Source organism: Metapseudomonas phytobenefica, from assembly GCF_043392685.1.
Classification (GTDB): domain Bacteria; phylum Pseudomonadota; class Gammaproteobacteria; order Pseudomonadales; family Pseudomonadaceae; genus Metapseudomonas.
In genome coordinates, this window is the sequence record NZ_JBHZGM010000022.1 from 1 (window position 1) to 23,111 (window position 23,111).

Sequence of the window (23,111 nt, forward strand, 5' to 3'; positions counted from 1 at the left end):
AAGATCAATAGGATGCACGGCGGCAGCAGGGAGTGGGGGTTGGTTCGTTTGGCGACTGCCAATTTACCCACTTCCCTGACTGTCAACTCGCTCTTCCCCCAGACTCCGCGAAGAACCACAAAAAAGCCCGGCGCAAGGCCGGGCTGAAACGCATCACGGGGAGATGCGCAAGGGATCAGGTCATGCCCAGCCAGTTGGGCAGGGCGAGGGATATCCAGGGCACGTAGGTGACCAGGACGAGGAAGGCCAGCAGGAGCATCAGCCAGGGCATGGCCGCGCGGATGGTCGAGGTCAGCGGCATGCCGGTCACTGCGGAGGTGACGAACAGGTTGAGCCCCACTGGCGGCGTCACCAGCCCGATCTCGAGGTTGACCACCATGATGATGCCGAGATGGATGGGGTCGATGCCCAGTTTCATTGCGATGGGGAACATGATCGGCGCCAGAATCAGGATGATCGCCGAGGGCTCCATGAAGGCGCCGGCGATCAGCAGCACGATGTTCACCACCAGCAGGAAGGTCACCGGCGTCAGGCCGGCGTCGATCACCCAGGCGGTGATCTGCTGCGGCAGCTGTTCGGTGGTCAGCACATGGGCGAAGAGCATGGCGTTGGCGATGATGAACATCAGCATGATCGACAGCTTGCCGGACTCCAGCAGCACCTTGGGTGTCTCGCTGAGCTTCATGTCCTTGTAGACGAACAGAGCGATGAAGGCCGAGTAGACCGCTGCCACCGCTGCGGCTTCAGTGGGCGTGAACATGCCGGAGTAGATGCCGCCGAGGATGATCAGCATCAGCAGCAGGCCCCAGATGGCCTTGCGCCCGGCCGTGAGCCATTCGCCGAAGGTGGCGCGAGGCAGGGCGGGCAGGTTCTTTTTCACCGCTACCACGTAGATCGCCACCATCAGTACAACGCCGAGCATGATGCCTGGCACCACGCCGGCCATGAACAGCTTGCCCACCGAGGTTTCGGTCGCCGCTGCGTACACCACCATCACGATCGATGGCGGAATCAGGATGCCCAGCGTACCGGCATTGCAGACGATGCCGGCGCCGAACGACTGCGGGTAACCGGAGCGCACCATGCCGGCGATGGCGATGGAACCGACGGCGGCGACCGTCGCCGGGCTGGAGCCGGACAGCGCGGCGAAGAGCATGCAGGCCAGTACCGCGGCAATCGCCAGGCCGCCACGGATGTGGCCGACACAGGCGTTGGCGAAATCGATCAGGCGACGCGCGACACCGCCGGTGGTCATGAAGGCACCGGCCAGCAGGAAGAACGGGATCGCCAGGAGGGTGTAGTGCTCGGAGGTCTCGAACAGCTTGATCGCCAGGGAGCGCACCGAGTCCGGGCTGAACAGGATGATGGTCATGGAGCCGGCCAGCCCCAGGGAGATGGCGATAGGCACGCCGATGAACATCAGCAGGAACAGCAGGAAGAAAAGGAACAGGACTGTCATTTCGCGTCTTCCTTGTGCGGGCTGTCTTCGTGCTCGGTGAGCTTCAGCGCCTCGGCGGCTTCATCCGCAAGGCCCAGACCTGTCTGCTGATCCTTGAGGATGCGCACGAGGATCTCGGCGAAACGGATGAACACCAGGGTGAAGCCGAGCGGCAGGATCAGGCCGATATGCCACTGCTGCACGCCGAAGTGGCCGAGGTCTTCTGCACCGATGGCGGCGGTGAAGAGGGTCTGTACCCATTCGAAGCTCGCCACTGCCATGAGGCCGGCGTAAACCAGGCAGCACAGGCACGCGATGATTCCAATGATTCGCTGGAGGTGGCGCGGGGCCAGCTTGACCAGCGCGTCGACGCCGATGTGGCCGGCGGTACGCACGCCATAGGCCAGGCCGAAGAAAATCAGCCAGGCGAACAGCGCCTTGGTCAGGGCGTTGCTCCAGGTCATGGCCTGGGCCATGGCGAGGATGGCATCGCCAATGGCGAACAGCATGTCGCTGGCCGCCTGCCAGCGATCGGCCAGGTCGTAGAACAGGGTGTAGAGGTTGTTGAGGATGACGTAGACGAAGGTCACCAGCGTCATGGCCGCCAGGAGAAAGGCGATGAAGCCTTCCTCGAAGTGGTCCCAGGCTCGTCGCAGAGCGTTCATGGATGGCATCTCCCGATGGCAGAAGCGTCGTGGGGCCGGAGTTGGCGGAAAACCGCCAGCTCCGGACGATCGTCTTACTGGGCCTGGTTGGCGGCTTCGGCTGCCTTGATCAGATCGGGACCGATCTCGGCTTCGAACTTCTTCCACACCGGCTTCATGGCTTCGCGCCATTCGTTGCGCTGCTCGGGGGTCAGCTCGATGATTTCGCTGGTCTTGGCCTCGATGATGCGTTGCTTGTCGCCCTGGTTCAGCGCCTCGGCCTGCTTGTTCACTTCGTCGGTCACTTCCACCGTGATCTTCTCCAGCTCGGAACGTACGTCAGCTGGCAGACCGTTCCAGAACTTGGTGTTGGTGATCAGCATGTAGTCGAGCACGCCATGGTTGGACTCGGTGATGTACTTCTGCACCTCGTGCATCTTCTGCGAGTAGATGTTCGACCAGGGGTTCTCGGCGCCGTTGACCACGCCGGTCTGCAGACCCTGGTAAACCTCCGCGAAGCTCATCTTGCGCGGGTTGGCGCGTACGGCCTTGAACTGCTCCTCCAGCACGGCAGAGGCCTGCACACGGAACTTCAGGCCACGGGCGTCCTTGGGCACGCGCAGCGGTTTGTTCGCCGAGAGTTGTTTCATGCCGTTGTGCCAGTAGCCCAGTCCGGTGATGTTCTTGCTTTCCATGGACTTGAGCAGGGCCTGGCCTTCCGGGCTGTGCTGGAAGCGGTCTACCGCCTGGATGTCGTCGAACAGGAATGGCAGGTCGAACAGCTGCACCTGCTTGGTGTACTGCTCGAACTTGGCCAGCGAAGGGGCGATCAGTTGCACGTCGCCGAGCAACAAGGCTTCCATTTCCTTGCCGTCACCGAAAAGCGAGGAGTTGGGATAGACCTCCACCTTCACTTTTCCGGGCAGGCGTTCTTCCGCGAGCTTCTTGAACAGCAATGCGCCTTGTCCCTTGGGCGTGTGTTCAGCCACGACGTGAGAGAACTTGATCACGATGGGATCGGCGGCCTGGGCCAGGCCGGCGGCGCCCAGGGCAAGGGCACAGGCGAGTGCTTTCAGAGCAGGTTTGAACATTGATGCGTCCTCTTGTTGTTCTTGATCAGATCTGGACAGACAGGGGCTGTCTGAGCGAGGCAACAAGAAGGAGTCTAGGTGGGCAACTGCGAATTGGGCGGTCAGGTTGTAAAAACGCAGCTTGGATAGTTCTTGTTGTCCCGCGTGGTGGCGCAAGAGCAAGCGCCGTGCCAGCACGCTGAAAGGCAGCATTTTCGCCGGGGGAGGGTGAATACGGCCGTTCACCGCTCAAGGTGGGTGGCGGATATCCGCCAGGTTTTCCGTGAATGATGGCGGATATCCGCCAGGCTGCGGAACTGGCGCGCCCCCTCTCCCGCTTGCGGGAGAGGGGGCGGGGGAGAGGGCAGTGTCGGCTGGTCCGGAGTTTGAGAAATCTGCTGCCAGTGGGCTCCCTTCAACACCACAACAACTAACGCAGACAGAGCCTTGTTCGTTTCCACATTCCGGCTCAGGCCAGATCGGGATGATGGAGCGGAGCCTTCTCGATGGTGCGTTCGGCAATCTCCTTCAGCCGCTTCATGGATTCGACCGACTCGCGGTCGATCCTGCCGCGCATCACCAGCCAGTTCGCAATTCGCATGGCGAATCCGGAAAAGCCGTACTCCAGGGTGCGCACGAAGCGGGTGCCGCTCGCCGTGCTTTCGCATTCATAGGTCAGCACCAGATCCACTCCATGGCTACCCCGGGCGGTGGCGCGCCAGCGGCGGCCGGGGCTGTACTCGGCGACGTCCCAACTCAGGTGCCCGGCACGCCCGCCCGCGTGGATGTCTTCCTCGAAGTGGCTGCCGGCCGGCAGAGGCCCCGCGGCGCCGTCCACCCGCAGGGAGGAGGGGTGCCACTCCGGCCAGCGGGTGACGCTGGCGGCATAGGCCAGGACCCGCTCGGGGCCGCGGTCGATTTCCACTTCGTGCTGCAGTCGGGTCATGGCGCGCTCCTGTTCCAGTGGCTCCCAGTAGAGGCTTCCCTTGAGCCAGTCCATCAGCGGGAAAACCAGGTTGAAGTTGTGGGTCTGCATCAGGTCCCGGCGATGGTGCAGTTCGTGCAGCCGGCGCATGTGGCGGATCCAGGGCAGGTGCGAGACCGGGTGGTCGGCAGGCAGGTGTTCGCAGGCGTGGAAGATTTCGTAGCTCAGGTAGCCGGCCAGCAGGGTGCTGGCGAACAGGGCGGCGACGTTGCTGTTGAGCCGTGACAGCAGCCACCAGGCGGCGAACAGGCCGACGCTGTAGAACACAATCAGCCAGGCAGGGAAGAGGATCACCCGCCAGTCCCGGGCGGAGTCCCAGGTCATGCGCCCGGCGACGAAGAAGCTGTGGTGGTCTCCGGTGTGGCGCTTGTAGAACATCCCGCCCACGCGCGTCTTGTGGTGGCCCAGGTTCTTGTGGATGGCGTACTCGCCCCAGTTGAAGAACACCAGCGCCGCCGGCACCACCAGCCACTCCCAGGCTTTCACCTGTTCCAGCTGGCCGATGAAGAACGTCAGGCAGGCAGCGCCGTAGAGCAGTACGAAACCGCCGTGCAACCGGGCGTTGTAGAGGGGGTGGATGCCCGCTCGATAGCGCTCGCGAAACGCCTGGGTGTCGTGGCTCATGGCTGCTCCGGCAGTCTTGTTGGTGTGCCCCGCAGTCTAGTGAGGGTTCCCGTCTTATGAAGCGGGGTTTCCGGTTATTCGTGAATTTTGGCAGAAGTGTCGGCCTCGCGCGGTCGGCGCAGCAGCGGCCAGGTGCCGATCATGGCGGGTACGCCCAGGCCGAGCCAGGACAGGGCGTCCCACCAGCCGTCGCCGAGCAGGGCGCTGAACAGTCCCAGGGTGCAGAGCAGGCCGATGAGCGTGGGCAGGATGAAAGTGGATTGCCGCCAGTTCATGCCGTGGCTTCCTCGGTCGAACGCTGACCGGCGCTGCGCCGTTGGCGAACCCACCAGAGATACAGGCCGCTGCCGAGCACGATGATGGTGAGGATATCCAGCGCGGCCCAGAGCAATTGCATGGGACGGCCGCCGTAGTCGCCGAAGTGCAGCGGCTGCGACATTGCCAGGGCGTCCATGTACCAGGGTCGCTGGGCCACGGCGGTGACCTCCAGGGTGCGGGCATCGATCAGCACCGGCGTCCACAGGTGGGCGGTGAGGTGCGTGCTGCCGACCATGAATACCGTGTAGTGATGCTCGCTGGAGAAACGGGTGCCGGGGAAGGCGATGAAATCCGCCTGCATGCCGGGCAGGGCCCTGGCGGCGATCTTCAGGACGTTGTCCGCCGGAGCGCGAGCGGTGAGCGGCGGCGCATGGCGGTAGGGCTCCACCAGGGCGCTGAGGGCGTCCTGGCGCCAGGCACTGATCAGCAGGTCGGCGCAGGCGCTGATGACGCCGGTGACGCCGACCACCAGCGCCCAGGTCAGGGTGACGACGCCGATCAGGTTGTGCAGGTCCAGCCAGCGGGTCCGGCGCGAGCGCTGGTGGCGCACTTCGGCGAACTTCAGGCGGCGCATGAAGGGCGAGTAGAGCACCACGCCGGAAACGATGGCGACCACGAAGAGTACGCCCATCAAGGCCAGCAGCAGCTTGCCGGGCAACCCGGCGAACAGGTCGACGTGCAGGCGCAGGATGAACATCAGCACGCCGCCGTTGGCAGCCGGCATGGCCACTGGCTCGCCGCTGCGGGCGTCGAGCATGAAGGTGTGGGAGGCGTTGGGTTCGGTGCCGGCGGTGGCGGCGGTGATCGCGACCACGCCATTGGGCTCGTCCTTTTCAAAACCCAGGTACTGCACCACCTCGCCGGGTCGGTGGCGCTGGGCGGCCTCCACCAGCTGCTGCAGGCCCAGGTGCGGTGCGTCCGCTGGCATTTCGCGCAGCTCGGGCGCTTCACCCAACAGCTGTTCCAGCTCGTGGTGGAAGATCAGCGGCAAGCCGGTAAGGGCGAGCATCAGCAGGAAAAGGGTGCAGATCAGGCTGGTCCAGCTATGGATGCCGGACCAACGGCGGATGGTGCTGCTTTGCATGGCGAATCCCTGTTGCGTGGACTGCCCGCCGGGGGCAGCCCTTGTTCGTGATCGCGCGAGGCTCAGAACCTGTAGTTCACGCTGCCGATCACGCTGCGTTCGTCACCGTAGTAGCACCAGTAGCCGTCGCACGTGGACAGGTACTCCTTGTTGAACAGGTTCTTCGCGTCCAGCGCTACGGAAACGCCTCGCAACGAGCTGTTCAGACGACCCAGGTCGTAGTGCACGGAGGCGTCGTAGACGGTGTAGGAGCCGGTGTGGCCCAGCCAAGTGTTGGCGGTGTTGCCGTAGCTGTCACCGACGTAGCGCACGCCACCTGCAACGCCGAAGCCGTCGAGAATGCCGCTGTGCCAGGTGTAGTCGACCCAGGCGGTGGCCTGGTTGCGCGGCACCTGGGGCATACGGTTGCCCTTGTCCGGGCCTTTCTGGATTTCGCTGTCGGTGTAGCTGTAGGAGGCCACCAGCTTGAGGTTCTCGTTGACGTCGGCGGTGGCTTCCAGTTCCAGGCCGCGCACTTCCAGCTCGCCGATCTGGCGGGTCACGTTGCCTTCGGTGACGCTGACGTTGGTCTGGGTCAGGTCGTAGACCGCGGCGGTCAGCATGGCGTCGGTGCCGGGTGGCTGGTACTTGATGCCGACTTCGTACTGCTTGCCCTCGGTGGGTTCGAAGGAAACGGTGCTGTCGACATTGGCGCCCATGGCCGGCTGGAAGGACTCGGCATAGGAGAAGTACGGGGTGATGCCGTTGTCGAACAGGTAGCTCAGGCCCAGGTTCCCGCTGAAGGCAACGTCGCGCTGGGTATTGGTGGCATCGTTCTTGTTGAAGAACTCGGTGCCGGTGTGCACCCAGTCTTCACGGCCGCCGAGGGTCAGGCGCCAGTTGTCCAGGGCGATCTGGTCCTGGATGTAGAGGCCGGTCTGGTAGGTCTTCTGGTTGAAGTCCTGCAGGGGGAAGTAGGTGACACCGGACATGTCCGCTCCGTAGATCGGATTGTTCACGTTGATCGGCGGTACCCCCATGCCATAGAGCCAGCGGTAGTTGGTGTTGGCGCGCTGGTGGTCGAGGCCCAGCAGCAGGGTGTGGTCCAGCTGTCCGGTGCTGAAATCGGCCTGGAAGTTGTTGTCCACGGCGAATTGGCTGATGTCTTCGTCGACGATGCCGGATTCGCGGTTGACGTTGCCGTCGGCGTCGACGCTGTTGAAGGTGGCGACGTTCACCGCCTGGAATTCCAGGTCGCTCTTGGTGTAGCGCAGGTTCTGGCGGAATTGCCAGACATCGTTGAAGCGGTGCTCGAAGGCGTAGCCCAGCGCGTAGTAGGTACGGTCGTAGAAGTCCCAGTCCGGCTCGCCAAGGTTCTTGTGGTGCGAGATGTTGCCGAAGGGCGATTCGATCCTGGTGCCTTGCAGCGGCAGGAACTGCCCGGTGATGCCCGTGTCGTCGCGGGTGTACTGGGAGAGGAAGGTCAGACGGGTGTCGTCGTTGATGTTCCAGGTCAGGCTGGGGGCGATGTTGTAGCGCTTGTCCGGGATGTGGTCGATGGGCGTGTTGCTGTCGCGCACGGTGCCGCTGACGCGGTAGAGGAACTGGCCCTCGTCGTCGATCCTGCCGGTGCTGTCGAAGTTGATCTGCTTGTGTTCGTTGCTGCCGGCCTGCAGCTCCACCTCATTGGCCTGTTCCTCCTGGGGGCGGCGGCTGACCATGTCCAGCAGGCCGCCGGGCGGGGTCTGGCCGTAGACGGAAGAGGCCGGGCCGCGCAGCACGGCGATGCGCTCCAGGTTCCAGGGCTCGATCTTCGGGTTGGCGAAGGAACCGACCGGCAGCGGCAGGCCATCGAGGAACTGGGTCGGCACAAAGCCACGCACCTTCAGCCAGTCGGAGCGGGAGTCGGACCCGTAGCCGCTGCTCATCACGCCTGCGGTGTAGCGCAGCGAGTCGTTGAGGTTGAGGGTGGGGCGCGAATCCAACTGCTCGCGGGTGATCACGGAGATGGAGCGGGGAACCTCGATGATCGCGGTGTCGGTCTTGGTGCCGGCGGCGGTGCGGGTGGCGACCATGCCGGTGGTGGGGCCCCAGGCGGTTTCGTAGTAGCGGTTGCCGTCGATGTTCACGTCCGGCAGGTTCATCACTTCATCGGCCTCGGGGGCCAGGCTGTAGCTGTCGGCGCCGTTCTGCACCAGGCGCAGGTTGCTGCCTTGCAGGGCCTGGGACAGCGCCTGCAGGGGGCTGAGTTCACCCTGCACGGCTGGCGCGGTCCTGCCGGCGGTCAGGCTCGGGTCGATGCTGATGACGATGCCCGCATCCGCCGCGATGCGAGTCAGGGTGCTGGCCAGCGGGGCGGACGCTAGTTGGTAGGTCTCGGCCAGCGCCGGGGCGGACAGGCCGCCAAGGGTGACGGCCAGCGTCAGCAGGGTGCGTCGGAACGGGGCGGAAGCAAACTGCATTGCGAACATCTCCTAAGTGAGAAATCGTCTCAATGCCTTCTTGCCGAGCCAGAATCGAAAAGTGACAGGGGGACGGAGAAAAAATTTTCTGGCCCGTCCCTGGACTCATTTGTGTGGGGGGAATCGACCCTTTAGGCCGTTTTCGTCGTTGTGCTTGAGGGTTGTATTGGCGCGGGTCGAGGCACACAGCCCATCGATGGACTGATGGGCTGCGTTCGGGTCTAGTCCCTGGCCGGTACCACGCGCACCCACCAGTCGCTGAAACGCTCGATGCGCACTGGCAGGCTCGGGGGCAGGGCGGCTAGGGCCTTGTCGCTGTCGTTCAGCGGGAACACGCCGCTGATGCGCAGGCTGGCCAGGGCCGGATCGAGGCCCAGGTAGCCGCTGCGGTATTCACCCAGGCTATCGATCAGCTGCGCCAGCGGCATGTCGTCGGCCACCAGCATGCCGTGGCTCCAGGCTTCGGCGCCGACCGGTGCGGCCTGGGTCGGGCCGAGGTGCTGCTGGTCGATGCGTACCTGTTCGCCGGCCTGGATGATGCGCTCGCCGGACGCGCTGCGAGGCTCGGCGGCCACCGCCGATTCGAGCACGATCAGACGGGTCGATTCACCCTCTCGGCGCACCAGGAAGCGGGTGCCCAGCGGTTTCAGGCGACCCTGGTCGGTCTCGACGATGAAGGGGCGTGAATCGGCGTGGCCGGTCTTCACCAGGATTTCGCCGCTGCGCAGGTGGAGCCGGCGCTGCGGGCCGTCGAAGTCGATATCCAGCGCCGTGCGGCTGTTGAGTTGCACGATGCTGCTGTCCGCCAGGCGCAGTTCGCGCTGTTCGCCGCTGGCGGTCATTTCGTCGGCCAGGTAATCGCCGAGGGGCCGCTGCTGGGCCAGCAGGCCGAGGCCCAGGCCCACCGCCAGCATCAGCGCCAGGGCGTTTCCTGCGATGCGGTGCAGGCTGCGCCGCCGCCCGCCGCCGCTGCGCAGCAACGCACGGCGGGCATGGCCGGGAACGGCTGCCGACAGGTGCTGATCGATCCCCGCCAGCTGCTGCCAGACTTGTGCATGTTCCGGGTGGGCTCCCAACCAGCGGTTGAATTCGTGGCGTTCCTGCTCTGTGGCCTCGCCGGAGTCCAGGCGCAGCTGCCAGGCGATGGCTTCGTCCAGGGCGCGTGCCGATACCCGGCTCACGCCGGCTCTCCGTAGAGGGCGATGTAGCACTGGCGCATGCCCTGGGCCAGGTACTGGCGCACGCGCGAGGTGGAAACCCCCAGGCGCTCGGCGATTTCGGCGTGGCCGAGGCCATCCAGGCGGTTGTAGAGGAAGGCGGCGCGTGCCTTGCTGGACAGCTGGCCCAGCAGGCGATCGATTTCCCGCAGGCTGTCCAGGATCAGTGCCTGTTCCTCGGGGCTGGGGAGAAGGTCCTGGGGCGCTTGGGCCAGCTCTTCCAGGTAGGCGCGTTCCAGATCATTGCGGCGGAACTGGTCCACCAGCAGGCCGCGGGCGATGGTCGCCAGCAGGGCGCGAGGCTCGCGGGGCGGTTGCAGGTCGGCGCGGGCCAGCAGGCGCAGGAAGGTGTCCTGGCTGACGTCCTCGGCGCGCTGGGGGCATTGCACGGTCTTGCGCAGCCAGTTGAACAGCCAATCACGATGGTCTCGGTAAAGCAGCCCTACCAGATGCGGGTTCGCGGGATCACCGGCCGACACGCTGACCTCATTGAGAATAATTGGGAGGTGTATTCAAGAACGATTCGCAATGATGGCAGAGGCTGGCATCGTGCCGCAATCGGCTCGGGGCAGTGGGCGATGGATGGTGATGCGCGAGCGGAAGGCGGGGAGGGGCGGCACAGGCGCCGCCCCGGAGGGCTCAGTGCTTGCTGCCGTCATCCGGCAGGGCGAGCAATTGCTTTTCCTGGTTCCAGTCGAAGGGCTCGTCGTTCTGTTCGGCCTCGAAGCGGCGCTCGTCGAGACGCTGGTAGAGGTCGATTTCTTCATCGGGCATGAAGTGCAGGCAGTCGCCACCGAAGAACCAGAGCAGGTCGCGTGGCACCAGGTGGGCGATCTGCGGATAGCGATGGAATACCTGGCTGATCAGGTCCTGGCCCAGGTACTGGCTGCCTTCCGGGTCACGCGGCAGTTCGCTCATCAGTTCGTCGAAGCGCTCGACGAACAGGGCGTGGTTCTCCTCGGGAACCTGGTCGGCCTCGCCCAGGGCGACCAGGATGCTGCGCAGGTGGGCGAGCAGGGCGAGGTGATGGTCGAGGTAGGGATTGGCCATGGTGGATGTCCTGAAGCTGAATCGGGCGCGGGAGTATAAGGCCAGCCGCGCCCGCTGTCGTGTCCGCGGGCTCAGCGGATGCCGCCCTCGCGCAGGTGGAGTTCTTCCCTGGAGAAGTCGTCGACATCGATCACCCGCCGCCGCGCTGCTTCGGCGGCGCGGACCTCTCGCGCCTCCTCCGCATCCAGCAGGCCCGCCGCCAGTGCTGCGTCCGCCAGCGGCTCACCCGGTGCAGGCCGCAACTGGCCGGACTTCAGCGCCGCCTGAAGTTTCTGCAGCTGGGGGTGGCTGCGACCGAGCTGGTCGATGGCGACCTGCAGGGCGCCTACCGGGTCGTCGGCGGATTGCGGGCGGTAGCAGCCGGTCAGCAGCTCCTCCAGCGCCGGGTCGCCCCGGTCGCGGCCGATCACCCTGGCGACCTCGGCATCCAATGCGTCCGATGGCCCCGGGTGGCGGCGGCCAAGGGGGAACACCAGCACCCGCAGCAGGCCGCCGGCGATGGCATTGGGGAAGTTGTCCAGCAGCCCGTCCAGGGCCGACTCGGCCTTGCCCAGGCTTTCCTCCAGGGCCCAGCGCACCAGGGGTTGCAGGTGTTCGGGGGAGTCGCGGTCGTGGTAGCGCTTGAGTGCCGCCGAGGCCAGGTAGAGATGGCTGAGGGCATCGCCGAGGCGCGCGGACAGCCGCTCGCGGCGCTTCAGTTCGCCGCCGAGCAGCAGCATGCTGCTGTCGGCCAGCAGGGTGAAGGCCGCAGTGAGGCGATTGAGGGCGCGGAAATAGGGACGGCTGAGGCTGTCCCCCGGAGCATCGCCGAGGCGCCCGAGGCTCAGGCCCAGCAGCAGGCTGCTGGCAGCATTGCCCACGGCAAAACCGATGTGCCTGAGCAGCAACTGGTCGAACTCTTCCAGGGCCTGCTGGCGATCTTCACGGTTGGCCAGGTCCATTTCCCTGAGCACGAACGGATGGCTGCGGATGGCGCCCTGGCCGAAGATCATCAGGTTGCGCGAGAGAATGTTGGCGCCTTCCACCGTGATCGGGATGGGGGCGCCCTGCCAGGCGCGGCCGAGGTAGTTGTTCGGGCCGAGGATGATGCCCTTGCCGCCATGCACGTCCATGGCGTGGCTGATGCATTCGCGGCCGCGCTCGGTGAGGTGGTATTTGAGGATGGCGGAAAGCACCGAGGGCTTTTCCCCCTGGTCCACTGCGCTGGCGGTGAGAATGCGCGCGCTGTCCATCAGCCAGGCGTTGCCGGCGATGCGCGCCAGGGCCTCCTGGACCCCTTCGAAGGCCGCCAGGGGCACATTGAACTGCTCGCGGATGCGGGTGTACTGGCCCGCCACCAGGCTGGTGAATTTGGCAATGCCGGTGGCCGCCGCCGGCAGGGAAATCGAGCGGCCCACCGAAAGGCAGTTCATCAGCATCATCCAGCCCTTGCCGAGCATGGCCGGGCCGCCAATCACGAAGTCCAGCGGCACGAACACATCCTTGCCGGAGTTGGGACCGTTCATGAAGGCGGCGCCGAGGGGCATGTGACGCCGGCCGATCTTCACGCCGGGGGTGTCGGTGGGAATCAGCGCGAGGCTGATGCCGAGGTCTTCTTCGTTGCCCAGCAGGTGTTCCGGGTCGTAGGCCTTGAAGGCGAGGCCGAGCAGCGTGGCCACCGGGCCGAGGGTGATGTAGCGCTTCTCCCAGGTCAGGCGCAGGCCGATGACTTCCTCGCCCTGCCACTGGCCCCTGCAGACGATGCCTACATCCGGCATGGCGCCGGCGTCCGACCCGGCCAGCGGACCGGTCAGGGCGAAGCAGGGGATGTCCTCGCCGCTCGCCAGGCGCGGCAGGTAACGCTGGCGCTGCAGGTCGGTGCCGTAGTGCAGCAGCAGTTCGGCAGGGCCCAGGGAGTTGGGCACCATCACGGTGGAAGCGAGGTCGCCACTGCGGGTCGCCAGCTTCATCGCCACCTGGGAATGGGCATAGGCGGAGAAGCCCTTGCCGCCATATTCCTTCGGGATGATCAGGGCGAAGAAGCCGTGCTGCCTGATGTGTGCCCAGGCCCTGGCTGGCAGGTCCAGCTGCTGGCCGATCTCCCAGTCACTGACCATGGCGCAGAGCTCCTCGGTAGGGCCGTCGAGGAACGCCTGTTCTTCTTCCGTCAGCTGCGGGCGGGGCGAATCCAGCAGCTTGCGCCAGTCCGGCCGGCCGCTGAACAGCTCGCCGTCCCACCAGACGGTGCCGGCCTCGATGGCCTCGCGCTCGGTCTCCGACATGGGCGGCAGCACCCGCTGGAACCAGGCGAACAGGGGCGCGCTGAGCCAGCGGCGGCGCCATTCCGGCAGTGCCAGGGGCAGGGCAGTGGCGAGCCAGCCCAGCCAGAGCAGGAGCAACAGCCAGCCCTGAGCGTGACTGAAGAACCCCATCAGCAGCAGGAAGCCGGCCACCAGACCCAGGGCGGGGGCTGGTGCGGTGCGGCGGTGGGCGAGACAGGCGATGCCCAGGACCAGGGCGAGCAACCAGAAGAACAGCATGGACGATCCTCCTTGACGGTGGCGGGCGCATCACGAGCTTAGTCGCCACCCGGGAGCACGGCGACAGGAGAGTCAAGGTTGGCCGGAATGTCGTGTCCGCAGGGAAAACGGGCTGGCTAGACTGGGCGTCATGTCCGCAGGAGATTCCCCCATGCAGCGTTATCTTGAACCCGGCCGCTTCGTTGATAGTGACCACCCCCTGGTGGTCGAGTTCGCGGAAAGACACCGTGGCGCCAGCCGCACCCCCGTCGATACGGCTGTCAGCCTGTACCGCGCGGTGCGTGACGAGATCCGCTACAACCCCTACGTGTTCAGCCGCAACCCCGAGACCCTGAAAGCCAGCCATGCCCTGGCGGCGGGCCAGTCCTACTGCGTGCCCAAGGCGAACCTGCTGGCCGCCTGCGCGCGGCATTGCGGCATTCCCGCGCGCATCGGCCTGGCTGATGTGCGCAATCACCTGGCCACGCCGCGGCTGCTGGAACTGCTGCGCAGCGAGGTGTTCGCCATGCACGGTTACACCGAGCTGTACCTCGAAGGGCGCTGGGTCAAGGCCACTCCCGCCTTCAACCTCGCGCTGTGCCGGGCGTTCAAGGTGGCGCCGCTGGAGTTCGACGGGCGCAGCGACAGCATCTTTCACCCCTTCAACAACCAGGGTGAGCGCTACATGGAGTACCTGGCGGACCACGGCCAGTTCGCCGATCTGCCCGAGGCGCTGTTCTTCGACCACCTGGCGGCCGTCTATCCGCACCTGTTCCAGGAGGGCGCGGATTTCCTGGCTGGCGACCTGCAGGCCGAGGCCGCCACAGCGAGCTGACGCACAGTTTCATAAGCAAAGTTTGCCCGGCACTTTGCCGTTGGCCGGCCTGCCAGTAGCATCGTCGCATTGCACAGGGAGCGACGAATGCGAACCAAACTGGATGCCTGCCTGCACGCGGTGAATCAGGTGCTGTTGGGCAAGGAGGCGCAGGTACGCCTGGCCCTGACCTGCCTGCTGGCCCGTGGGCACCTCTTGATCGAAGACCTGCCCGGCATGGGCAAGACCACCCTGGGCCATGCCCTGGCCAAGGTGCTGGGGCTGAGCTTCCAGCGCATCCAGTTCACCTCCGACCTGTTGCCCGGCGACATCCTCGGTACTTCGGTGTTCGACAAGGAGAGCGGCCAGTTCGTCTTCCACCCCGGCCCGGTGTTCGCCGAGCTGGTGCTGGCCGACGAGATCAACCGCGCCACGCCCAAGAGCCAGAGCGCGTTGCTGGAGGCCATGGAAGAAGGGCAGGTGACCATCGAAGGCGCGACGCGCCCGTTGCCGGAACCCTTCTTCGTCATCGCCACGCAGAACCCGGTGAGCCAGGGCGGCACCTTCGCCTTGCCGGAATCGCAGCTGGATCGCTTTCTCATGCGGCTGTCCCTCGGCTATCCGGCTCGGGCGGCGGAGAAGGCGTTGCTCCAGGGCGAGTCGCGCCGCGAACTGCTGCCGCGCCTGGAACCCATCTTCACCCATGCCGAACTGGGGCTGATCCAGGCCGAGGTGCCCAAGGTGACCGCCCGTGATGCCGTGGTGGACTACGTGTTGCGCCTGGTGGACGCCACCCGCAGCCAGCCGCAGTTCGCCTGGGGGCTGTCGCCGCGCGCCAGCCTGGCGCTGCTGTCGGCCGCTCGTGCCTGGGCGCTGCTGGCAGGGCGCGATTACGTGATTCCGGAAGACGTCCAGGCCGTGCTGCCTTCGGTCGCGGGGCACCGCCTGCGCGAGCGCGCCGATCCCTCCGGTCACGGTGGCGGCGCGCTGGTGCAGTGGTTGTTGCGCGAAGTGCCGGCGCTCTGATGCTGGAGGTCCAGGTCGATCGCTGGCTGGCCCGGCGCATCCCTCCGGCCAACCAGGTGCGCCTCGACCAGCGGCGCATCTTCATCCTGCCGACCCGGGCCGGCGTCGCCTTCGGGGTGGCGCTGGTGCCGATGCTGCTGGTGGCGATCAACTACCAGAACAGCCTGGCCTATGGACTGACCTTCCTGCTGCTGTCGGTGTTCCTGGTGGCCATCCTGCACACCTTCCGCAACCTCTCTGGGCTTAGCCTCAAGGCGGCGGGCGGTGCGCCGGTATTTCTCGGCGAGCAGGCGCACTTGCGCGTCACCCTGGAAAGCACCCGCCGCGAACACCAGGCCATCGCTATTGGCTGGCCACCCTTTCCCTTGCAGGTTCAGGACGTGGCGGCCAAGGGCGCCTGCGATGTGGAGCTGCACCTCCCCACCGAACGTCGTGGCTGGCTGCGCCCCAGGCGTCTGCGGGTCGAAAGCCGCTATCCCCTCGGTTTGCTGGTGGCCTGGAGCTGGGTGGACCTGGACCAGGCGCTGCTGGTCTACCCGCGCCCACTGGAGGGCGACCTGCCGTTGACGCCGAGGCAGGGTGAAGATGACGTTGATGACGGCCAGCATGTGCTTGGCCCGGGAGCCGACGACTACCAGGGATTGCGCGCCTACCAGCCGGGTGATTCGCGCCGGCGCATGCACTGGAAGGCCTATTCGCGAGGGCAGGGCCTGTTCGTGAAGGAGTTCGCCGCCCTGGCCGGGCGTGATCTCTGGCTCGACCTTGACCAGGTGAGCGGGGGGCTGGAGGAACGCCTCGGCCTGCTGTGCCATTGGGTGTTGCAGCTCTCAGCCCGTGGCCAGCCCTTCGGCCTGCGACTGGGTGGAGAGGAACTGGCGCCGGATAGCGGGGAGGCCCACCGCGAAGCCTGCCTGCGCGCCCTGGCCCTGTACGAGGTGCCGCGATGAAGGCCAGCCTGCCGATCACGCGCATCGGCCTGACCTGGCTGCTGGTGGCCCAGGTGCTGGTGATCCTGCCACTGCTGCCGCACCTGCCGTTGTGGATCATCGCCATGTGGCTGGGGTGCGCCGGCTGGCGCATCCAGATCTTCCGCATGCGTGCCCGCTACCCGAGCGGTATGGTCAAGGCCGGGCTCATCCTCGCCGTGGCCCTGGGGGTGTCCCTGTCCCGTGGGACGCTGGTGGGGTTGGAAGCGGCGGTCGTGCTGCTGGTGGCGGTGTTCATCCTCAAACTGGTGGAATTGCGCAGCCAGCGCGATGCGCTGGTACTGGTGCTGCTCGGATTTTTCACCCAGGTCACCGCGTACCTGTTCAACGACGGCATGCTCGCGGCCCTCTACAGCCTGCTACCCCTCTGCGCATTGCTGGCCGCGCTGGTGGGGTTGCAGCAGAGCCGCTTCGCGGAGCATCCACTGGTGCCGCTGAAGGCCGCCGCCAGCCTGCTCCTGCAGGCCGCGCCGCTGATGCTGCTGCTGTTCCTGTTCTTTCCCCGCCTGGGCCCGCTCTGGTCACTGCCCTTGCCCAGCGACAAGGGCGTCACTGGTCTCGCGGACGCCATGAGCCCGGCGGACGTCGCCGAGCTCAGCCGTTCCGCCGAGCTGGCTTTCCGTGCCAGCTTCGAAGGCCCGGTACCGCCCGTGAGCCAGCTTTACTGGCGCGCGCTCACCCTGGAGCGCTTCGACGGCCGCCGCTGGTCGCAAACCCTGGGCGCCCAGTTCGGGCCGGCGGCCGACTGGCGCAGGGAAGGCCAGCCGCTGCGCTACAGCATCGTCATGCAACCCAGCGGGCGGCCCTGGCTGTTCGGGCTGGATGTGGCCGAGACCCGCGAGCCGGACGTGCGCAGCCGGGCAGATTTCCGCCTGGAACGACGCCAGCCGGTGGATCGCACCTTGCTCTATCAGGTCACCTCCTGGCCGGGGGCGGTGCGCGAGCCGGCGGGAAACCCGGCGGCATTGCGCCGGGCCTTGCAATTGCCGGAGCAGGGCGAACCCCGTACCCGGGCCTGGGCAGCCGAGCTCAAGCGGCAGCATGCGAACCCGCAGCAACTGGTGGACGCGCTGTTGGCGCATTTCAATCGTGAGCCCTACGTCTACACCCTGAAGCCGCTGCCTCTGGGGGAAGACAACATCGATGCCTTCCTTTTCGATACCCGGCGGGGCTTCTGCGCCCACTATGCCGGCGCCATGACCTTCGTCCTGCGCGCCGCCGGCATCCCTGCGCGGGTGGTGGCCGGCTACCAGGGCGGCGAACTCAACCCCGCCGGCAACTATGTGCTGGTGCACCAGTTCGACGCCCATGCCTGGGTGGAGTACTGGCTGCCGGAGCGCGGCTGGATCAGCGTCGACCCCACCTTCCAGGTGGCGCCGAGCCGCATCGAGCGCGGCCTGGAGGAGGCCATATCCGGCGAGCAGAGCTTCCTCGAAGGTTCGCCCCTGTCTCCCTTGCGCTATCGGCAGCTGTCCTGGCTGAACCAGGTGCGCCTGGTCTGGGACAACCTCAACTACGGCTGGCAACGCTGGGTGCTGGGTTATCAGGGCGAAGCCCAGGTGGAGCTGGTGCAACGCTGGTTCGGCGGCCTCGATGGACGTGTCCTTGGCGTCGCTCTGGTGGCGGCCGTGGCCGTGCTGTTGGCAGTCCTGGCACTGTTCCTGTTCGCGCCCTGGCGCCGTGAGCGCGACCCGCAGTTGCGCCAGTTCCAGGCGTTCGAGCGCTTGCTGGCGCGCCATGGCGTGTCGCGCCGGATCGGAGAGGGGCCGCGCGCCTTCGCCGAGCGCGCCAGTCGCGAGCTGCCCCGGCAGGCCGCGCAGATCCGTGCTTTCGCCGCTGCCTTCGAAGCCAGCCGCTATGCTGCCCATCAGGGGGCTGACCCGCAGCGCTTGCTGACGGCGTTGCGCAAGTCGTTGCCCTGGCGCCTGCGGGGCGTACGTGGATGATCCATGCTGAGTGATACGTTGCCCGCCCGGGCCCGATCTCTGGAGTGATTTTAGATGGCCGCAATGCTGGACGACCTGATCGCTCAGGTCATCGCCCTCGAGATTCGTCTGCACGTGTGTACCGAGCGTCTGGTTGCGCGTACCGATGACGAGGCCTTGCACGACCTGCGGGTGGCGACCCGGCGATTGCGCAGCCTGTTGCGCCCGCTGCGCGGCCTGGCGGCGGTGGACGTGCTGGAGCAGGCGGCGGCCGACCTGGCGAGGTTGAGCAGCCCGTTGCGCGATCTGGAAGTGCTGATCGCCGAACTGCGCAGCCATCGTCTGGAGCGCCTGGTCCCGGCTCGCGAGAGGGCGCTGCGCAGCGGCTACGCGCAGTTCCTGTTGGCGCCGGAACTGACGCACCTGTTGCAGGTGCTCGAAGCCTGGCCGCACCTGATGCGGGTGTGTGAACGCGAAGGGCTGCTGACGGGGCTGCGGCAGAAAATCGAGAAGTTTCTCGGCAAGAGGCGCCGGCAGCTGGTGCAGGCCCTGCGCTCGCCAGACCATGACCGCCATCGCCTGCGCCTGCTGATCAAACGCCTGCGCTATGGCCTGGACGCCTACCCGGATCTGGCCGACCTGTCCCCACGGACACGGCAGCTGCTGGTGGGGGCGCAGACTGCCCTGGGCAACTGGCACGATCACTTCCAGTGGCTGGCCCGTGCGGAAAACGAGGCGGACCTGCGTCCCCGGGTACGTGCCTGGCAGGTGGCGATGCATGCCGCCGAAGTCCGTTCGGACCGGGTGCTGGAGAAGTTGCTGCGCCGCCTTGGGTGAACCGGCCTTGGCTGTTCTCCCCTCTGCCTTGGCGTGGCAGCCCTGCGAGCTGCCTTTCGGGGCGGCGAGGCGATGCCCTAAGATCGCCGCCTGGGCGTTTCACTACAGGGATTTCAGATGAATTTTTCCGAATTGATCCAGGCGGCTCGCGGCAATCCGGGCGAAATCGTGGTACCTGCCAGCTGGGGGCAGGGGCGGGCGTCCTTCGGCGGTGTGGTCGCTGCACTGGCATTCGAAGCCATGCGTGCGAAGGTCGAAGCGGGGCGGCCGGTGCGTTCCCTGGCCACGACCTTCGTCGGCCCGCTGGAGCCGGAAGTGCCGGCCAGCTTCGAGGCCGAACTGCTGCGCGAAGGCAAGGCGGTGAGCCAGGTGTTCTGCCGCGTGATGCAGAAAGGCCAGGTGGTGGCGCTGCTGCAGGGCAGTTTCGGCGGCTCGCGCCAGTCGGTGGTGCAGATGGAGGCCGAACCTGCCCCCGAGATGAAGCCGGTCGCCGACTGTGTCGAACTGCCCTTCATTCCCGGCGTTACCCCGGAGTTCACCCGTCACCTGGCCATGCGCTGGTCCATTGGCGGCATGCCATTCTCCAACAGCCGCGAGCGCGACATGGGCGGCTGGGTGCGTTTCCGTGACGACCGGATCAAAGAGGCGATTACCGAATCCCATCTGCTGGCCCTGGTGGATGCCTGGCCACCGGCGACCGTGCCGCATCTGCCGGTCCCCGCGCCGGGCAGCACCCTGACCTGGACCATCGAGTTCGTGCAACCGCTGCCGAAGCTGGATACCCACGCCTGGTGCAAATACCGCGCGCGCATCGAGCACGCCCGCGACGGCTATGGCCATGCCGCCGCCGCGCTGTGGACCCCGGACGGCGAACTGGTCGCCATGAGCCGGCAGACGGTGGTGGTATTCGGCTGACTGATGCAGGCGCAGGGCCAATGACGTTTTTACGTGCGCGAAATAGGTGATTTGCCTGTAGACGGAGCGATTTCAATCGCGAATGAATTCGCTTCCACAGAAACAAGGGGGATGACGCTTTTTTATCCACCTTGGGGAATCAGCGCTTCTTGTTGCGCCAGTTGCGCCACCACTGGCCGCTGAGCAGGAAGCGCGGGAAGGTGATGAACTGCTCCACCAAGAGCCGGCCTATGGCGTCCTTGCGGCCGCTGAAGGGTTCCGGCTGCACGGCTTCCAGCTTGTGGCCGCGCGCCTGCAGCGCCAGTGAGGCGAGGATGCCGATCACCCCCAGTACCAGTGCGCGGAAGCTGAAGGTGAACAGGCCGTTTACCAGGCTCAGCGCCGAGACGATGAAGATCGGTACCGCGATGATGTGCAGGATGAGGTTGGCGGGATGCTGGTGGTTGTCGGAATAGGTCCGCCATTGCCACGCGTGCAGGTTGGGTAGTCGCTTGCCCATGTCCGTCTCCTTGAGGGGATGACGGCAGCATAGTCCGGCCCTTGCGGACCGGCGAATGCCTTCTTCCTATGGCGCGGATAGCGTCCCGGATCTCTTCGGCCTGAGCCATGTAGGAGCTAGCTTGCTAGCGAACAGGGGACATTCGCTGGCAAGCCAGCTCCTACCGGCAATGCGGCCACATGCGGCAGGCCTGGCTCAGGCGCGCAGCTTGAGCTTGCGAATGGCCTGCGACAGCTCGCTGGCCAGTTCCGCCAGTTGATTGCTGGTGGACGCGGATTCCACGGTCTGGCCGACGGTGAGTTCGGTGACGTCGCGAATGCCTACCACGGCGCGGGTCATTTCTTCGGCCACCTGGCTCTGCTGCTCGGCGGCCACGGCGATCTGGGTGTTGCTCTCGCGCATCTGCGCCACCGCCCCGGTAATGGCGGCCAGGGCGGCGCCGGCCTCATGGGCGGCCTGGACACAGTCGTCGGCCTTGATCGAGCTTTCGCGCATGAACTCCACGGCGTCGCGGGTGCCGGACTGCAGCGCAGTGATCATGCTGGTGATCTCGTCGGTGGAGTCCTGTACGCGCTTGGCCAGGTTGCGCACTTCATCGGCCACCACGGCGAAGCCGCGGCCCATCTCCCCGGCGCGGGCGGCTTCGATCGCGGCGTTCAGCGCCAGCAGGTTGGTCTGTTCGGCAATGCCGTGGATGACGTTGACCACGCCGCTGATCTTCTGGCTGTCCTCGGCCAGGCGCTGGATCATTTCCGCGGTCTGCTGCACGCCGGCGGAAAGCCCGGAAATGGACTGTTCGACACGCTCCACCACGAGCTGGCCGGCGCCCGCCAGCTGGTCGGCATTCTGCGACTGGTCACGGGTATCCGCCGCGTGCTGGGCGATGTGGTGGACAGTGGCCGACATCTCGTTGATGGCGGTGGCCGCCTGATCGGTCTCGCTCTGCTGCCCGAGCATTCCCTGACGCACTTCGCCCATGCTGGTGGCCAGTCGCGCGGCGCCTTCATCGAGACGGGCGACAGCCTGGGCGACCGTGCTCACCACGCGCTCGTAACCGGCCTGCATGGCGTTGAAGGCGCTGGCCATCTGGCCCACTTCATCGCGGCTGTCCAGCGGTACGCGGGCGGACAGGTCGCCGCTGCGTTCGACGTGGAGCATCACGTCCTTGAGGGTATTGAGGTGGCTGAGCAGGAAGCGGATCAGCAATTGCGAGGCCGCCAGCAGGGCGACCATCAGCAGGAATACGGAGATCGCGTAGTCGACGAGGCGGGCGCCGAAAATCTGGATCAGGCTTGGACTGCTGGCCAGTACAGCAACGCGCTGGCCATCGGCGCGGTCGAAAACCTGGGCGCCGGTGATGGGGTCGTTACCGAACAGCCTGTCGTGTTCCAGGGCAACCCAGCCGTTGGCTGTGGACAGGGGTTGGCCGCCGGGCAATTGCGGTGCGCTGCCGGCAGCGAAGCTGAGGATTCGCGGCGAGGAAGGCAGCGCCTGGCCGGCGGGCCAGGAACGCAGCAGCTGTGCCTGGGCCTCAGCGGCAGCGCGGGCATCCTCGGCGCGGCCCTGCTGTTCCAGGAACAGGGCATGCAGGACCAGCAGCAGGGTAGTGAAGAAGGCCACCGCGTTGACGGCCCAGAACTTGTATCTGAGGGAAATATCGCGAATCCAGTTACCCATGATGTTCTTCTTGTGACTCGGACAGTATTGGCAAGGTGCCAGCATTTTCTGACGGAAATTTCCTACCGAACTTGATCGGAATCAAGTGGGCACTGCAAAGCCTTCCTCAGTCGACGGCTGGCAGACCGAAGAAGGCGCGGGCGCAGGCGGTGGTGTGGCGCGCCAGCTCTTCCTGGCTCTCGTCGCGATGCAGGGCCACCTCCCGCAGCACTTCGCCGAGGAAGGCCGGCTCGTTGTGCCCATGCCTGGGCTTGGGCCGCAGGCTGCGCGGCAGCAGATAGGGGGCGTCGCTCTCCAGCATCAGGCGGCCACGGGGAATGTCGCGCACCAGGTCGTGCAGGTGGGTGCCACGGCGTTCGTCGCAGATCCAGCCGGTGATGCCGATGTGCAGGTCGAGGTCCAGGTAGCCGTAGAGGGCGCGCTTTTCGCCGGTGAAGCAATGCACCACGGCGGCGGGAAGGCGATCGCGAAACTCCCGCACGATGGCCAGCAGGCGTTCGTCGGCGTCCCGCTCATGGAGAAACACCGGCTTGCCCAGTTCGGCGGCCAGTGCGAGCTGTTCTTCCAGGGTCTTTTCCTGTTGCGGGCGCGGCGAGAAGTCGCGATTGAAGTCCAGCCCGCACTCGCCCACCGCGCGCACCCGTGCTTCGCCCAGGAGTACACGCAGCTGGCGCTCGCAATCGCTGTTCCAGTCGCTCGCTTCATGGGGGTGGACACCGGCGGTGCTGAACAGTCGTTGGCCGCTTTCGTCCAGCTGCTCGGCTGCCAGCAGGGCCTTTTCGCTGTCCTCCAGGTTGGTGCCGGTCAGCACCAGTTGGCAGACGCCGGCTGCGTGGGCGCGCTCCAGTACGGCGCGGACATCGCGGGCAAGGCTGGGATGGGTCAGATTGACGCCGATGTCGATGAGTTGCATGGTGCTACCTCGGTTTGGAGCAGGGCAGCATAACAAAGCTCGAAATAATTCAAAAAAGCCCATATTTACAGGAACTTGGCGGCAGATCTTGAAGTCAATGCCAGGCTTTGGCTGGCATTTTGGGGTGAAGCTGTGACACTCTCCGCGCCC

Annotated in this window: 20 protein-coding genes; 6 read left to right on the forward strand and 14 right to left on the reverse strand. The window is 65.9% G+C overall.

The annotated features are described in order from the left end of the window. Window positions 1-175 precede the first annotated feature (175 nt). The 11 genes from dctM to ACFW0B_RS17470 all read right to left on the reverse strand — a co-directional run bounded on the left by dctM (window position 176) and on the right by ACFW0B_RS17470 (window position 13,390). Window positions 176-1,459, reverse strand: coding sequence for a C4-dicarboxylate TRAP transporter large permease protein DctM (gene dctM, locus ACFW0B_RS17420; RefSeq protein WP_449150261.1), 1,284 nt, complete (start codon window positions 1,457-1,459; stop codon window positions 176-178). Further along, window positions 1,456-2,103: a TRAP transporter small permease gene (locus ACFW0B_RS17425; RefSeq protein ID WP_449150262.1), complete on the reverse strand. Its 648-nt coding sequence runs from the start codon at window positions 2,101-2,103 to the stop codon at window positions 1,456-1,458. Before ACFW0B_RS17425 ends, dctM begins: the two co-directional genes overlap by 4 nt. Window positions 2,104-2,177: 74 nt before the next feature. Further along, a complete protein-coding gene (gene dctP / locus ACFW0B_RS17430; protein ID WP_449150263.1) occupies window positions 2,178-3,173 on the reverse strand; it encodes a C4-dicarboxylate TRAP substrate-binding protein DctP in 996 nt (331 codons plus the stop codon). Between the two features lie 448 nt (window positions 3,174-3,621). Next, window positions 3,622-4,761, reverse strand: coding sequence for an SRPBCC family protein (locus tag ACFW0B_RS17435; RefSeq protein ID WP_449150264.1), 1,140 nt, complete (start codon window positions 4,759-4,761; stop codon window positions 3,622-3,624). A gap of 74 nt (window positions 4,762-4,835) precedes the next feature. Next, window positions 4,836-5,036, reverse strand: a complete 201-nt coding sequence (locus ACFW0B_RS17440) for a hypothetical protein (protein WP_449150265.1) — start codon at window positions 5,034-5,036, stop codon at window positions 4,836-4,838. Next, window positions 5,033-6,163, reverse strand: coding sequence for a PepSY-associated TM helix domain-containing protein (locus ACFW0B_RS17445; protein ID WP_449150266.1), 1,131 nt, complete (start codon window positions 6,161-6,163; stop codon window positions 5,033-5,035). Before ACFW0B_RS17445 ends, ACFW0B_RS17440 begins: the two co-directional genes overlap by 4 nt. A gap of 62 nt (window positions 6,164-6,225) precedes the next feature. After that, window positions 6,226-8,604: a TonB-dependent siderophore receptor gene (locus ACFW0B_RS17450; RefSeq protein ID WP_449150267.1), complete on the reverse strand. Its 2,379-nt coding sequence runs from the start codon at window positions 8,602-8,604 to the stop codon at window positions 6,226-6,228. A gap of 221 nt (window positions 8,605-8,825) precedes the next feature. Next, window positions 8,826-9,785: a FecR domain-containing protein gene (locus ACFW0B_RS17455; RefSeq protein WP_449150268.1), complete on the reverse strand. Its 960-nt coding sequence runs from the start codon at window positions 9,783-9,785 to the stop codon at window positions 8,826-8,828. Next, window positions 9,782-10,300, reverse strand: a complete 519-nt coding sequence (locus ACFW0B_RS17460; RefSeq protein WP_449150269.1) for an RNA polymerase sigma factor — start codon at window positions 10,298-10,300, stop codon at window positions 9,782-9,784. The genes ACFW0B_RS17455 and ACFW0B_RS17460 overlap by 4 nt, the downstream gene beginning before the upstream one ends. Window positions 10,301-10,460: 160 nt before the next feature. Beyond that, complete coding sequence (locus ACFW0B_RS17465) at window positions 10,461-10,871, reverse strand: PA2817 family protein (protein ID WP_449150270.1); 411 nt, start codon at window positions 10,869-10,871, stop codon at window positions 10,461-10,463. A gap of 71 nt (window positions 10,872-10,942) precedes the next feature. Further along, a complete protein-coding gene (locus ACFW0B_RS17470; RefSeq protein ID WP_449150271.1) occupies window positions 10,943-13,390 on the reverse strand; it encodes an acyl-CoA dehydrogenase in 2,448 nt (815 codons plus the stop codon). 151 nt (window positions 13,391-13,541) lie between these two features. On the opposite strand from ACFW0B_RS17470, the gene ACFW0B_RS17475 reads away from it, so the two are divergent. From ACFW0B_RS17475 to ACFW0B_RS17500, 6 genes are all read left to right on the forward strand, one after another. Further along, window positions 13,542-14,204 (forward strand): transglutaminase-like domain-containing protein, encoded by a 663-nt coding sequence (locus tag ACFW0B_RS17475; protein WP_449150272.1) that lies wholly within the window; start codon window positions 13,542-13,544, stop codon window positions 14,202-14,204. An 87-nt stretch (window positions 14,205-14,291) separates the two neighbouring features. Next, window positions 14,292-15,209 (forward strand): AAA family ATPase, encoded by a 918-nt coding sequence (locus ACFW0B_RS17480; RefSeq protein WP_449150273.1) that lies wholly within the window; start codon window positions 14,292-14,294, stop codon window positions 15,207-15,209. After that, window positions 15,209-16,156, forward strand: coding sequence for a DUF58 domain-containing protein (locus ACFW0B_RS17485; protein WP_449150274.1), 948 nt, complete (start codon window positions 15,209-15,211; stop codon window positions 16,154-16,156). Before ACFW0B_RS17480 ends, ACFW0B_RS17485 begins: the two co-directional genes overlap by 1 nt. Then, window positions 16,153-18,141, forward strand: coding sequence for a transglutaminase TgpA family protein (locus ACFW0B_RS17490; protein ID WP_449150275.1), 1,989 nt, complete (start codon window positions 16,153-16,155; stop codon window positions 18,139-18,141). Before ACFW0B_RS17485 ends, ACFW0B_RS17490 begins: the two co-directional genes overlap by 4 nt. A 54-nt stretch (window positions 18,142-18,195) precedes the next feature. Further along, window positions 18,196-18,957, forward strand: coding sequence for a CHAD domain-containing protein (locus tag ACFW0B_RS17495; RefSeq protein WP_449150276.1), 762 nt, complete (start codon window positions 18,196-18,198; stop codon window positions 18,955-18,957). A 117-nt stretch (window positions 18,958-19,074) separates the two neighbouring features. Further along, on the forward strand, window positions 19,075-19,872 hold the full coding sequence (locus tag ACFW0B_RS17500) for an acyl-CoA thioesterase (protein WP_449150277.1): 798 nt from the start codon (window positions 19,075-19,077) through the stop codon (window positions 19,870-19,872). Window positions 19,873-20,011: 139 nt separating this feature from the next. Here the strand turns inward: ACFW0B_RS17500 and ACFW0B_RS17505 are convergent, their stop codons facing one another. The 3 genes from ACFW0B_RS17505 to ACFW0B_RS17515 form a co-directional block, all read right to left on the reverse strand. After that, the gene (locus ACFW0B_RS17505) at window positions 20,012-20,371 is read right to left on the reverse strand and encodes a terminase (protein WP_449150278.1); all 360 of its coding nucleotides are present in this window, start codon (window positions 20,369-20,371) and stop codon (window positions 20,012-20,014) included. A gap of 195 nt (window positions 20,372-20,566) precedes the next feature. After that, window positions 20,567-22,048 carry a methyl-accepting chemotaxis protein gene (locus tag ACFW0B_RS17510; RefSeq protein ID WP_449150279.1) on the reverse strand — a complete coding sequence of 494 codons (1,482 nt, stop codon included), beginning with the start codon at window positions 22,046-22,048 and terminating at the stop codon, window positions 20,567-20,569. 106 nt (window positions 22,049-22,154) lie between these two features. Continuing rightward, window positions 22,155-22,961, reverse strand: coding sequence for a TatD family hydrolase (locus tag ACFW0B_RS17515; RefSeq protein WP_449150280.1), 807 nt, complete (start codon window positions 22,959-22,961; stop codon window positions 22,155-22,157). Between the last annotated feature and the right edge of the window lie 150 nt (window positions 22,962-23,111).